The organism is Thermoanaerobacter sp. CM-CNRG TB177, assembly GCF_018588165.1.
GTDB classification, from domain to species: domain Bacteria; phylum Bacillota; class Thermoanaerobacteria; order Thermoanaerobacterales; family Thermoanaerobacteraceae; genus Thermoanaerobacter; species Thermoanaerobacter thermocopriae.
In genome coordinates this window covers 1-12,832 of sequence record NZ_JAFCAC010000046.1, presented here as the reverse complement: position 1 = coordinate 12,832, position 12,832 = coordinate 1, and the positions used below count along the sequence as shown (strand labels likewise).

The 12,832-nt window shown below is 41.5% G+C and carries 11 protein-coding genes, 1 tRNA gene and 3 pseudogenes; 12 read left to right on the top strand and 3 right to left on the bottom strand.

Annotation, left to right across the window (positions count from 1 at the left end; genetic code table 11):
* The first annotated feature begins 86 nt into the window (after positions 1-86).
* From I4N53_RS04135 to pdxA, 8 genes are all read left to right on the top strand, one after another.
* A tRNA-Leu gene (locus tag I4N53_RS04135) sits at positions 87-173 on the top strand.
* A gap of 389 nt (positions 174-562) precedes the next feature.
* The gene (locus I4N53_RS12640; protein ID WP_156770936.1) at positions 563-679 is read left to right on the top strand and encodes a hypothetical protein; all 117 of its coding nucleotides are present in this window, start codon (positions 563-565) and stop codon (positions 677-679) included.
* Between the two features lie 634 nt (positions 680-1,313).
* A complete protein-coding gene (locus I4N53_RS04125) occupies positions 1,314-3,191 on the top strand; it encodes a sigma 54-interacting transcriptional regulator (RefSeq protein ID WP_214495671.1) in 1,878 nt (625 codons plus the stop codon).
* Between the two features lie 214 nt (positions 3,192-3,405).
* On the top strand, positions 3,406-3,708 hold the full coding sequence (locus tag I4N53_RS04120; RefSeq protein ID WP_003868186.1) for a UxaA family hydrolase: 303 nt from the start codon (positions 3,406-3,408) through the stop codon (positions 3,706-3,708).
* Entirely contained in the window at positions 3,705-4,865 is a 1,161-nt protein-coding gene (locus tag I4N53_RS04115; RefSeq protein ID WP_003868185.1) for a UxaA family hydrolase, read from the top strand. The genes I4N53_RS04120 and I4N53_RS04115 overlap by 4 nt, the downstream gene beginning before the upstream one ends.
* Positions 4,866-4,883: 18 nt before the next feature.
* On the top strand, positions 4,884-5,849 hold the full coding sequence (locus tag I4N53_RS04110) for a 2-keto-3-deoxygluconate permease (RefSeq protein ID WP_012269551.1): 966 nt from the start codon (positions 4,884-4,886) through the stop codon (positions 5,847-5,849).
* Positions 5,850-7,109: a four-carbon acid sugar kinase family protein gene (locus tag I4N53_RS04105; protein WP_012269550.1), complete on the top strand. Its 1,260-nt coding sequence runs from the start codon at positions 5,850-5,852 to the stop codon at positions 7,107-7,109.
* Positions 7,106-8,101: a 4-hydroxythreonine-4-phosphate dehydrogenase PdxA gene (pdxA, locus tag I4N53_RS04100; RefSeq protein ID WP_012269549.1), complete on the top strand. Its 996-nt coding sequence runs from the start codon at positions 7,106-7,108 to the stop codon at positions 8,099-8,101. The genes I4N53_RS04105 and pdxA overlap by 4 nt, the downstream gene beginning before the upstream one ends.
* A gap of 35 nt (positions 8,102-8,136) precedes the next feature.
* Here the strand turns inward: pdxA and I4N53_RS04095 are convergent.
* Positions 8,137-9,526, bottom strand: a pseudogene (locus I4N53_RS04095) (IS1182 family transposase).
* A gap of 118 nt (positions 9,527-9,644) precedes the next feature.
* Between I4N53_RS04095 and I4N53_RS12635 the strand changes: the two are divergent.
* The 3 genes from I4N53_RS12635 to I4N53_RS04080 all read left to right on the top strand — a co-directional run bounded on the left by I4N53_RS12635 (position 9,645) and on the right by I4N53_RS04080 (position 10,701).
* Positions 9,645-9,809, top strand: coding sequence for a zinc ribbon domain-containing protein (locus I4N53_RS12635; RefSeq protein ID WP_081448157.1), 165 nt, complete (start codon positions 9,645-9,647; stop codon positions 9,807-9,809).
* A gap of 408 nt (positions 9,810-10,217) precedes the next feature.
* The gene (locus I4N53_RS04085) at positions 10,218-10,460 is read left to right on the top strand and encodes a hypothetical protein (protein ID WP_003868180.1); all 243 of its coding nucleotides are present in this window, start codon (positions 10,218-10,220) and stop codon (positions 10,458-10,460) included.
* The gene (locus I4N53_RS04080; RefSeq protein WP_003868179.1) at positions 10,444-10,701 is read left to right on the top strand and encodes a type II toxin-antitoxin system RelE/ParE family toxin; all 258 of its coding nucleotides are present in this window, start codon (positions 10,444-10,446) and stop codon (positions 10,699-10,701) included. The genes I4N53_RS04085 and I4N53_RS04080 overlap by 17 nt, the downstream gene beginning before the upstream one ends.
* 385 nt (positions 10,702-11,086) lie before the next feature.
* Here the strand turns inward: I4N53_RS04080 and I4N53_RS04075 are convergent.
* Positions 11,087-11,356: pseudogene (locus tag I4N53_RS04075) on the bottom strand (transposase); the annotation flags it as partial.
* A 63-nt stretch (positions 11,357-11,419) separates the two neighbouring features.
* A pseudogene (locus I4N53_RS04070) lies at positions 11,420-12,509 on the bottom strand (IS481 family transposase).
* A 104-nt stretch (positions 12,510-12,613) separates the two neighbouring features.
* Here I4N53_RS04070 and I4N53_RS04065 point away from each other — a divergent pair.
* Positions 12,614-12,832: UPF0236 family transposase-like protein (locus I4N53_RS04065; RefSeq protein WP_214495670.1), on the top strand; the 219-nt coding region annotated here is incomplete at its 3' end.

Sequence of the window (12,832 nt, the reverse complement as noted above, 5' to 3'; positions counted from 1 at the left end):
GCACCTGCCTTTTAAGCAGGGTGTCCCGCGTTCGAGTCGCGGATGGGTCACCAGTTTTAAAGGAAAAAATGAGGTTTTGAATTTGGGCGGGAGTGGCGGAATTGGCAGACGCGCTAGATTCAGGTTCTAGTGCCTAAAGTGGCATATGGGTTCAAGTCCCTTCTCCCGCACCATAAAAAATCAAGGGTTTCAGGATTTTGAAGAATTTTACAAAGACATTGTTGACTACATTTTGACTACATAAATTGTCAGACAATTTCAGAACCTCATCCTTGACTACACGCTAGGTAGTCAAGTTTTTTTATATTCTCCCAAAAGGGAGAAAGTAAAGTGGGTTCGATTAAAAAGAGAGGTAATAAATATCAAGTAATAATTGAGTTGGAGAAGGATATAAATGAAAAAAGAATTAGAAGATATTTCACTGCTAATTCTGAAGCAGAAGCTAAAAAGATTTTGACAGAACAAGAGTATCAATTGCAGCAAAATTGTTTTGTTATCCCCACTGAGGTGACCTTTGGAGAATTTTTAAATTACTGGTTTGATAATTACGTAAAAATCAAAAATGAAAAAAACAACACAAACTGCATACAGACATATATTAGACAAATACATTATCCCCAAGTTGGGCAATATACAATTTGCAAAGGTTAACACATCCAAAGTTACTATAAATATTTGATTGAAGAAGCTGAATTGTTCCCCAATACTGTATATAAACACCATACAAACATACGAAAAGTTCTAGATTCTAGATTTTGCTTTAAAACAAAAATTTGTTAGCAGTAACGTTGCTAATACAGTAGAACTACCTAAAAAAATTAAATTTAGGGGAAATTTATATACGGTAGAGCAGTTAAAAGAACTGCTTAAAGAATAGAATGTAAGTATCAGAAAAAAGCATTCAAAGAATTTATTATAGCCTAAAATATTAGACTCTTTTTAAAATGTAAAATTTATAAAAAGTTTTTTAAAACAAATTTTTTGGCATATTGCAATTTATAAAAGTTCATTAAAAATCAGGGTTATCAAGCTGCTTTACACATATTATTGGGATATTTACAAATTTTTGATGTATTTATGATGTATTTAACATCGTTGAGTTATAAAAATTAGCGACTTTGATAGAAAAGCGTTAATTTTAAAAGAATAACAAGTTATCAATGATGTTCCAAAGGCATTTACTTTAATAAGTAAATAGAAGTAAATTTCAAGTAGGAAGCATGGCCTTTGAAAGAAAAAAATTTTATAACCTGAAGGCTTATCAACATAAATTCAATCCCAGGCCCTGATTGGCGTACGGGGGTGAATCACAAATGAAAATTGTGCTTATTGCTCCTTATAGAGATTTGCTGGAGACCGCAATTACAGTAAAAAAAGACCTGAATGTCGATATCGAACTGGAGCTAGGAGATTTGAGCGAAGGTGTCAAGGTGGCCAGAGAATGGGAGAAAAAGGGTGTCGATATCATAATAAGTCGAGGGGGCACGTACCAGCTTATAAAAGAATCAGTTTCTGTGCCTGTAGTGGAAATTAAGGTAAGTGCTTTCGACATTTTAAGGCAGTTTAACGGATTGATAGGGTGCAAAGAAATTATAGGTGTAGCCGGATATAAAAATGTAATATACGGCTGCGAAGTTATCGGGGAGATATTAGATTTAAATTTAATTAAGGTGGTCATCGAAAAAGAGGAAGAAGGCCTGCGGCAGGTTGCCGCAGCCAAAGAAAAGGGTGTAAGTTTAATTATAGGGGACACGATCGGCGCTTACAGTGCCAAAAGATTAGGGCTGAAGAGCCGCCTCATCACCTCTGGAAAGGAAGCCGTGGCTGCTGCTGTAAGCGAGTCTTTCAGGCTGGCCCAAGCACTCAAGGCGGAGAAAGAAAAAGCCGAACAGATCAGGACCATAGTAGACTTCGTGCACGATGGAATTATCGCCATAGATAAAGAGGGCAGAGTTTCTATATACAATAGGATGGCCGAGAAAATATTCAAAAGGCCGCCGGCCGAAGCCGTCGGGCGAAAGGTTGAGACGGTAGTGCCCAACACCAGGCTTTACGAGGTGATAGAGACAGGAAAACCCCAGATCGGAGAGTTGCAGGAAGTTTTGGGTACCATGATCGCCACAAACCGGGTACCTATAGTGGTAGGGAACGAGGTCGTGGGAGCGGTGGCCACCTTTCAAGACGTCACCATGCTCCAGAAAGTGGAACAGAAAATAAGAAGGCAGCTTGCCGACAGGGGTCTGGTGGCTATGTACACATTCGATGATATTATCTATTCGAGCGAAAAGATGAAGGATGTGGTAAATCAGGCCAAAAAATACGCGCTGCTCGACTCTACAGTACTCATATTCGGAGAAACCGGCACGGGTAAGGAACTTTTTGCCCAGAGCATTCACAATGCCAGCAGGAGGAAAAACGGCCCCTTTGTAGCCATAAACTGTGCTGCACTGCCTGAAAACCTTCTGGAAAGCGAGCTTTTCGGCTACGCTGAAGGCGCTTTTACCGGTGCACGGAAGGGAGGAAAAGCCGGATTGTTTGAGCTGGCCCATGGGGGGACCATTTTTCTCGATGAGATCGGAGAAATGCCTCCGGGCCTCCAGTCCAAACTGCTCCGTGTAATTCAGGAAAGAAGGGTTATGAGGATAGGGGATGACAGGTTAATCCCAGTGGATGTAAGGATAATATGCGCCACAAACAGGGAACTCGTTGAAATGATAAAACAGGGCAAATTCAGGGAAGATCTGTTCTATCGCATAAACGTCCTGCAGATTAATATACCACCTCTCAGGGAGAGAAAAGAGGACTTGGATGTGCTAGTGCCCCATTTCATAAAAAAATATTCGCTTGGCTGCGGAAAGTATATAAACGGCCTAACTTCAAGGGCAATGGACTTTTTGAAAACCTTTAACTTTCCGGGAAACGTAAGGGAGCTTGAGAGCATTATAGAAAGAGCATGCGCCCTCTGCGAGGGGACTTTAATAGACGTTGGGGATATAAGGTTTTATCAACGGGAAGAGAGTGATGTAATGCCGAAAATGGAGAGTCATGATATAAAACCCCTGGAGGAGATAGAAAGAGAGTACATCGCAAAGGCTATAAGGTTAGCAGGAGGCAATTTATCTGAAGCTGCACGGAAGCTGGGCGTTAACAGGACGACTCTTTGGAGAAAGTTAAAGGAAAATAAAAAATAAGATTCAAAAATAATGGACGGCGAAGATTGTTGTTGCAAAATGTAGCGGTAGTTTTAATTTTGCAACATTACATGTTGCAAAATTTTATAAATTATAATCGCATAAACAGGCATATAAATGCTCGGAGCAGGTCCATTGCGGTTCAGGTAATGGGATGGGACTTCAAGAATATGTGGCACGGTTCTTGCTTTACCATTTTACGGAGGTGATTTTTATGAAAAAGTTGGCAGTGGTAGTACATACTGAAGACAACGTAGCCACTGCAGTACAAAATCTGAGCAAAGGGCAGGAGGTGCGTGTGGATGTGGACGGTAATGAGATGCAGGTAAAATTGATAGACGATATTCCCTTTGGCCACAAGTTTGCGCTGAAGGACATCGAAGCGGAAATGGACGTGATAAAATACGGAGAGGTCATCGGCAGGGCTACCCGGTTCATTAAGACAGGAGAGCATGTCCATGTCCATAACATAGAAAGCCTGCGAGGCAGGGGCGATTGGGAGGGTGAGAAAAAATGAAAATAATGGGCTATGTTAGACCGGACGGCAGAGTAGGCATCCGAAATCACATACTTATAATACCTTCTTCTGTCTGTGCCAGCGAGGTGGCTATGCGTATAGCTTCGCATGTGGAGGGAGCGGTAGCGCTTGCCAACCAGCACGGTTGCTGTCAGATCGGAGCAGACCTGGAACTTACCGCGAAGACTCTGGTCGGCCTCGGCAAGAATCCGAACGTGGCGGCTGCCCTGGTGGTAGGGTTGGGCTGTGAAGGTGTTCCTACCGAAAAGGTGGCCGAGGAAATAGCGGCGACCGGCAAGAGGGTGGAGTATATAATAATTCAGGACTGCGGCGGGACGCTGAAAGCCGAAGAGATCGGGACTAGAATAGCAAGACAAATGGCGCAGGAAGCCGCACTGCTGAAGAGGGAAGAAGTGGATATATCCAATTTAATACTTGCGGTGGAATGTGGCGGTTCCGATACCACTTCAGGACTTGCCTCGAATCCGGTGGCGGGCTATGTTTCAGATAAATTAATCGAACTGGGCGGCACATCCATGTTTTCGGAGACCACGGAGATAATAGGCGCCGAGCATCTACTGGCAAAGCGTGCCGTTTCTAGGGAAGTGGCTGATAAGCTCCTGGAGATCGTAAGAAGGTGCGAAGAAAAAGCCAAGACGATGGGAGTCGATATGCGGGGAGGACAGCCTACTCCGGGCAATATCGAGGGAGGCATAAGCACCATAGAGGAAAAATCCATGGGCGCTATATATAAAGGCGGTACGAAACCGATACAGGGAATCCTGGATTATGCAGAACCACCGGCTGAGAAGGGCGGTCTTTATATCATGGATACCCCCGGGCAGGACATAGAGTCAATAACCGGTATGACCGCAGGCGGAGCGCAAGTGGTGATCTTTACGACCGGCAGGGGTACGCCCACCGGTTCGCCGATTGCTCCAGTTATAAAGATAACTGCTAACCCCGATACGTATAAAAAGATGGAGGATAACATAGATTTCAACGCCGGTACCATAGTCCAAGGCGACGAAACTATAAGAGAGGCTGGAGAACGGTTATTCAAAGAGATGATAGAAGTCGTCAACGGCAAGCTTACAAAAGCCGAGGTGTTAAAGCATAGAGAATTTGGAATATACAAACTCATATCCACTTTCTGAAAGGAGAGGTGAATTCCTGTGAAAATATTAAGAGCTATCAACCGGGTGCCCGGAGGCTTGATGGTGGTTCCACTTTTACTTGGGGCAACAATAAACACTTTTTTTCCTCAGATCCTGGAGATAGGCGGCTTTACCACTGCTCTTTTTAAACAAGGTGCTATGCCCCTGATTGCCCTTTTCCTGCTGTGCAACGGTTCGCAGATTACGATCAGACAGGCTGGAGTTTCTCTGAGCAAGGGCGTTGCCCTCACTGCTGTAAAGCTTTTTATAGGGGTTGTTTTGGGATGGTTCGTCGGAAAATTTATGGGCCCTTTTGGCTTTTTCGGACTTTCATCCCTCGCCATAATAGGAGCCCTCACAAATTCCAATGGTGGTCTGTATACAGCACTTGCTTCACAGTACGGTGACCCGGACGACGTGGGAGCAATAGCTGTACTGTCCATAAATGACGGCCCCTTCTTAACTATGGTGGCCATGGGGGCCACCGGCCTGGCCAATATCCCATTTATATACCTTGTGGCTGTCATAATCCCAATCCTGGTCGGTATGGTGCTGGGCAATCTGGACGAGGACTGGAAAAAATTCCTTGAACCCGGACAAAAACTCCTCATACCGTTTTTTGCTTTTCCCCTGGGTGCAGCCTTGGACTTTAGGACTATTTTTAAGGCCGGCCTACCAGGATTCTTGCTAGGACTTCTAACAGTGGTACTTACCGGTATGGGAGGTTATCTTACGATAAAGTACATTTTTCGGGAGAAAAAGGCTGTTGGGGCGGCTATTGGTACTACCGCTGGTAATGCCGTAGCGACTCCCGCCGCTGTTGCCGCCGCCGATCCAACCCTGGCGCCTCTGGTTGAGATTGCTACAGCTCAGATTGCAGCCTCGGTAATAGTTACAGCTGTACTCGCTCCTCTGCTGGTAGCCTATCTGGATAAGCTGGAGCGGAAAAACAATAATTCTTTGAGGAGGGAGGAAGTTGTATAGTTGTATAGAGTTATAGTAATAGCTGATGATTTTACCGGAAGCAATGATACCGGGGTACAACTGGTAAAGCACGGGTATTATGTGATTACCCTGATCGGTACGGCAGGGGTAAAAAAATACGAGGATGTTGCCGACGCCCTGGTGATAGATACTGAGACCCGGAGCATACCGGCTTTAGTTGCCTATGAAAAACTGAAAGAAATATCAAACATTGTAGGTGAGTATAAGGAGGCGGTGGTCTATAAAAAAATCGACTCTACTCTCCGGGGTAACATCGGAGTCGAAATCAAGGCGCTGCGTGAGGGACTTAAGCCTGAACTGACGATATTCGCACCGGCCTTTCCCAAAAACGGACGAACGACAGAAAAGGGTGTCCACTATCTTAAGGGCGTGCCGGTGGATAAGACCGAACTTGCTAGGGACCCGAAAAACCCCGTTACCACAGCGGATGTTAAAAAAATCCTGGAAGAAGGCTTGAAGGTTCCGGTTAAGCATAAGGTCCTGGAGGAAATAAGCCGGGATCTGCGGAAAGACATAGAAAAAGAGATGAGAGAATACGATGTATTTTCCTTTGATGCGAAAACCGATGACGATTTAATAAAAATAGCTACTAGCGTACTGGACCTGGGTAAGAAAACGCTGTGGGTTGGTTCCGCCGGCCTGGCCGAGGCCTTAATTGCCTCTCTTGAGAAAAAAGAAAAGAAGAATCCTGTGCTGGTTATAGCGGGAAGCGTCAGCCAGGTAACCAGACGGCAGGTGTTCAAGGCGCTGGAAGACAGCCGTATCGTCCTAGTAAAACTCGACGTAAAAAGGGCTTTGTCGCATCCCGAAGAGGAAATAGATCGGATCCGAAAAATTGTTCTGGATTTTATGAACGCAGCAAAGGACGTAATAATAGCATCGGCGGCAGAGGAAGATGCAGTATCCGAAGCACTAATAGCAGCGAGGGGGAAAGGGCTTTCACCACAGGATACCAGCGAAGTTCTGGCGCAGTTCTTGGGGGAAGTTGCCTGCTCGATCGTAGAGGCAAAAAGGCCGGGAGGTTTAGTGCTGACCGGTGGAGATACGGCCATACACGTTGTGAAGAGCCTTTCCACCGCGGGATGTAGGATAAATTCTGAACTGGAACCGGGCATACCTGAACTTGTTCTGATAAAAGGGTCTGTAGACGGCCTTAGAGTGGTGACGAAAGCCGGAGCTTTTGGAAATGATGAATCGATCTTAAACGCGGTTAAGTTTTTGAGGGGGGATGGAAGATGAGACCTCTCGTGGCAATAACCATGGGGGACCCGGCGGGGGTCGGTCCGGAGATAAGCTTGAAAGCCGCGGTGTCGGCGGAAGTTTCCAGCTTTGCAAGACCTTTGATCCTAGGTTCTGGTCTAGTACTTCGGTATTACGCGAACCTGCTGAAGATATCCGTGCCTTTAAGGAGCATAGATTCGCCGGCGGAGTACCAGGATGGATTTGTAAATTATATATCCGTAAATAATCTTTCACTGGCCGATTTTGAAATAGGAAAAGTTTCGCCACTCTGCGGGCGGGCGGCATACGAGTACCTGGAGGCCGGCATAAGAATGGCCCTCAGGGGAGAAGCTTCTGCCATTGCTACAGCCCCTTTGAATAAAGAGGCCCTTCACAGAGCCGGCCTGGAATTTGCAGGTCACACCGAAATACTAGCGAAACTGACGGGGACTAAGGATTACGCCATGATGCTGGTTGCGGGAAACTTGCGGGTAATGCACGTCTCCACCCACGTGGCCCTTCGAGGGGCATGCGATATGGTAAAAAAGGAAAGAGTTTACAAGATCGTAACCCTGGCAGCTACAGCTGCTGCTTCTCTAGGGGTGCGCGATCCTCGGATAGCCGTCGCTGGACTTAATCCTCATGCAGGGGAGGGAGGTCTTTTCGGCGACGAAGAGATATACGAGATAGCGCCCGCCGTGGAAAAAGCCCGGGAGCAGGGTCTCAGCGTTTACGGACCGCTGCCACCTGACACGGTTTTTTTGAAAGCATCAAGAGGCGAGTACGACGTGGTCGTGGCTATGTACCACGATCAGGGGCATATAGCTGTGAAAATGGCGGGGTTTGAAAGGGGAGTAAACGTAACAGTGGGCCTGCCCATCATCCGCACGTCGGTTGACCACGGCACCGCTTTTGACATAGCGGGCAGGGGAATTGCCGATGAGCGAAGCATGGTGGAAGCTGTCAAACTTGCTGCTGAGATGGTGAAATATAAAAACGAAAAAAAATAGAGCCTATAGTGGCTCTCTCAGATTGACGACAAACCTCACTTTTTATACATGTAAAAAGTGGGGTTTGCTTTGTATTTGGATATAATTGTATATAATCTGATAAATATTGGATAAAAATCATGCAAAGTTGAAAAACCCTTGCACTTTTTCCATAGCCATGTTGCTAATTTCTTTAAATTCATGCATGCGAAAACAAGTATCGCCTGCATGGACAATTTTTTTATCCCTCTTAACGTTGTCCATCGCAAACTATGCTTCTCTTTCATATCTGCAAATACTCTCTCTATTGTCTCTTTCCTTCTTGCATATACTTCTCTATTGTATGGTGTATGCCTTAAATGCTCCGCTTCTTCTACATATCTTTCCCATACATGCCTAAATATCCTTTTTGTGTAATCTTTACTCGCTGTACATTTGTCCCTTAATAGACAGCTCTTGCATTTTTCTGGATTTGATTTGTATTCTCTATATCCTTCTTTGTTAGTCGTAACATATGTTAATATTTCGTTTTAAGGACATATATAACAGTCATAATATTCGTCATATACGTATTGGTGTTTTTTCATAAACCCATCTTTTGTCATTTGGCCTTGTGTATGGTACTACTGGTATTATCCCTCTGTCAAACATTGTCTTTAATATGTACTGTGTTTTATAGCCTGCGTCTACTGCTACTGCCTTGGGTTTTCCTACATTCTTTATGACTTCATCTAATACTTCTTCGAACATTACGCTATCATGCAAGTTTGCGCTTGTTACTTTCGCTGCTAAAATGAATCCATTTTTATCGCAGGCTGTGTGAAAGGAATATGCAAAGCATTTTTCTTTCCCACTTTTGTTTAATATCCCACTGTCAGGATCTGTTTTGTTCACTTTTACTTCTTTTGTCTCGATTTTTTCTTTTTGCTTTAATGTCTTTTTCCCATGTAGTTCTCTGTCTTTTGCTATTTCTTCTTCTAATTTTGCTTGATAGTTTTGCTCTCTTTTTCTATTTATTTCTTTGTAGTATTTTTTCTTGTTGGCACTTGCTTTTACATGGGTTGCGTCTATGAATACTTCTTCTACATTTATGAATTTGTGTTTTATTGTTTCTTCTAGTATCCTCGTAAATATTTTTTCGAATATGTCTGTATTTTTGGATCTTCTTTCATAGTTCTTGCTAAAGGTAGAAAAGTGGGGTATTTCTTCGTTTAATCCATATCCTAAAAACCATTTGTAGGCCACATTTGTTTGTATTTCTGCTATTGTCCTCCTCAATGATGGTATACCGAATAGGTATTGAATGAATAATATTTTTATCAGTACTACTGGGTCTATACTTGGTCTATCATAATTTTCGGAGTATTTGTCTTTTACTAAGTCATATATGAAATCAAATTTGATGACTTTTTCTATTTTTCTCAATAGGTGATCTTGGGGAACTATGACTTGTCAAGACAAATCTCGCAAAGCATATTTCAGACAGCTCATGGGCAAAATTTTTAGAATATCTATCATACAAGGCAAAGTGGTATGGTAGGACACTCATTATTGCAAATAGAACATTCCCATCATCAAAATATGCAGTAATTGTGGATACTATTATAGCGAACTTAAATTATCAGAGCGGATATGGGAATGTCTTGTTTGTGACGCTGTTCATGACAGAGACGGAAATGCAGTAGCAAACTTGCGAAACTATGGTGCTGCTTGCGTAAAAGAACAATAAGGTAGGAACTACCCGAATTCACGCTTGTGGAGATCGGGCTTCTACTGCGGAGAAAATTTTTCTTCTTTCGTAGCAAGTCTGGTCAAAGAAGCAGGAAGCCACCACCTAGGTAGGTGGTGGTAGTTCACAGAACTCTTACAAAGAAAGGCAAAAAGACAAACCCTACAGAATTAGACAGTTTAAAAATGACAAGCAGTAGGTGATAATAAAAGAACGTATAAAAATATAAAGAACATAAGCGCAGCAATTGTTTTACTTATATTAGAAGTTGCTGCGCTTTTTCTACAGAAAATACTCTAGTTAAGGTTAAGAGCTTTTCCTTCATAATAAAAAAGTAAAAAACAAAATACACAATGGTATGTTAATTTTTAATTTTTTATAGTAAAATAAAGAAAGAAGGAATATAAAATGGTGGTGAGTACGATGACCTTAAAAGAACAGGCTTATAAGATAATAGATGCAATTCCCGAAGAAAAAATGGCAAAAGTTTTAACTATACTCAAAAATCTAAAAGAAATAATAGATGAAGAATTAGATGAATTTGATATTCAACTTATAGAAGAAGCTAAACAAATTATTGCCAGTGAAAAAGAATTTATACCCTTTGAGGAGGTGCTGAGGGAGGCTGGAATTAATGAAAAAGAATTATAAAATACAATTTAGTAAAAAAGCTGCAAAATTCTTCAAAGACCAGCCACCCCAGCAGCAAAAAAGACTTGCGCAGGCAATTAGCAAATTACCTGAAGGTGATATACGACTCCTCAAAGGATATGATGACATTTATAGATTAAGAGTAGGAGACTACAGGATTATTTTTACGATCGAAGAGAATGAATTGCTAATTCGTATTTTAATTATAGGTAATCGTGGAGATGTATATAAAAAATTATAAAGATTAGCCTATAAGCAAATAAATAGGAGAGGGTATGTATGATCTGAAAGAGTACGTACCCTATTTGTCTCTTTTAAGAGCACTCTTTCAGCAATAAATATATAAAAAGGAAAGTACTATTTATGAAATTAATACTTAGTTCAGAAGTAAGAAAATTTTTACAAGACAGTATATTAAATGAAGAAGACTTGATAAATTAAGGTCAAGGCTAAATTTTTGTATAAAGTCCCTTTGGTTAGAATATAATTCTTCTTTATCACCACCGTCAATTCATTGTACTGCTCCTGCCATCCTGATGTCAAGGATACGCTACTCTCGGGCTTTCGCCCGTTCTTGGCACCAGGAGGCTTCGGCAGTTATTAAAAAGTAACGGTGGTGACAAAGGTTATTTTACTGAAATAACCTTGTCTTTCACCTGTTTTGAAATTTCTTTCTGCCACTCGAAATATTCAGTCATATCTAAGTACTTCCTCCCTGAACCCCATTTTTCATCTTGTTCCATTAACAATGCTCCTATTAGACGAATGCCAGATTCCTTACTCGGAAATATCCTTATAATCCTTTTACGACGGCGAACTTCTTGATTTAACCGCTCTAACATATTAGTAGTGCGAAGCTTTCTTCTTCGATAAGGCTCAGGGAGTTCTAGAACTGCTATTTATCCATGTAGTCCTCTTTGCTTGTACCATAAAAAGAATTCGCGGTAGTTTCTTCTGATTCACTGTCCCCTATCATAAGGTCCAATACTTCGGGACTTGGTGAAGACATATTTACCACCTAAATTTATGTTGAAGAAGGGAATAAAAAGGGCCCACTTTTTTAAGAATATCTTCAAGAAGCAAAGTAGGAAAGGAAAATACATGAGAAGAAACCAGTACTTTGGACTCCTTGAATTTTTCATAAGGAGTCCTTCCTTTCATTCCTTTTCCATTGTGAGGTCTAAAGAAATTCCACGTATCTTGCCATTTTTGAGCTTTAGCGAGGAATTCGTTTTTTGCTTTACATCTTTCAGCATGAATCATCAAGAAATATTCGTCATCTGCTCTGTGAGAGTTTTCTATTATTCCCATGAGATGTTTAGTTGCTGGAGGTATTGGAGAAAGTACAACACCGAGGGAAGAGAATATATTATTCCATTATGCAAGAGTTTTGTGGCTACCTCCACAAAATTCTTGCCCGTTGTCCAATCTGATATTTATTGCATTTCTCACATTGAGAGTTCTTAACCACAAAGCAACTAGAGTTATGAACATAAAACCCAAAGTAGAAGAAAGTTCATAAGAATAAGCCGTGAATCTAGTTATTGTTCCGACATCTATAATATTCCACTCAAAACGAGGCAAATTATATTTCTCCATATGTTGAACTATTTCAGGAGGAAGACTTTGTTTATCTAGAAGATGCTTTGTATCAAGTTGAAATTTACTAAAAGGGATTAAAGTTTCATAATCATATAAACCTCTTTCACCCTTTTTCGTTTTTCTTTTGTTTTTGGTGACGTTATTTCTTTTAAGAATAGATTTTATTGTATTTTCACTTATTCTGAGAGCATATTTTCTATACAAATAAAAAGCCAGACATCTGTATCTTGAGACCAGTTTTTTTGCTTCAAGAATAATAAGATTTTCTAGATGAGTAAGAGCTTTTCTAGGAGAATTTTTAGGTTTTCGAGATTTATCATGAAGAGGGCCATTGATAGCTCTATGGACAGTGTGTGTTGAGATACAAAGTATTTTTGCAGTTTTAGAGATATTACAATTATTTTGCTCATAAACTTTTCTAACGACTTCTCTAGCTTTTGATAGTATAAAATTTCAGTAGGTGATGAAGCAGGAAAAAAAGGTACAGATGTAGAAAAAAGACCTCACCGGGAAAAAAATCAAAAATCAAATCAAAGGAAGGTGAGGTCTGAATGTTATTAGATATTCGACACATAATGGGGATAATCCTGCTTTTTGTTCAAGGTTTAATGAAAATAATAAGTGAGAGCAAAGATTTTTATGAACTAGAGAAAGGGATACATGAACTTACACAAAAAGTATCAAGACAACTTCTTGAGTGGGCAGCAGAAGAGATTGACAGAAAGCTAATGGAGAACCGAGATAAAAGAGTGTGGGAGGTAATAGGATTT

What these genes read in the sequence shown, in the direction of transcription:
- I4N53_RS12640 (WP_156770936.1), top strand. Translation starts at nt 563, where the DNA reads ATGAAAAAAACAACACAAACTGCATACAGACATATATTAGACAAATAC.
- I4N53_RS04125 (WP_214495671.1), top strand. Translation starts at nt 1,314, where the DNA reads ATGAAAATTGTGCTTATTGCTCCTTATAGAGATTTGCTGGAGACCGCA.
- I4N53_RS04120 (WP_003868186.1), top strand. Translation starts at nt 3,406, where the DNA reads ATGAAAAAGTTGGCAGTGGTAGTACATACTGAAGACAACGTAGCCACT.
- I4N53_RS04115 (WP_003868185.1), top strand. Translation starts at nt 3,705, where the DNA reads ATGAAAATAATGGGCTATGTTAGACCGGACGGCAGAGTAGGCATCCGA.
- pdxA (WP_012269549.1), top strand. Translation starts at nt 7,106, where the DNA reads ATGAGACCTCTCGTGGCAATAACCATGGGGGACCCGGCGGGGGTCGGT.
- I4N53_RS04085 (WP_003868180.1), top strand. Translation starts at nt 10,218, where the DNA reads ATGGTGGTGAGTACGATGACCTTAAAAGAACAGGCTTATAAGATAATA.
- I4N53_RS04080 (WP_003868179.1), top strand. Translation starts at nt 10,444, where the DNA reads ATGAAAAAGAATTATAAAATACAATTTAGTAAAAAAGCTGCAAAATTC.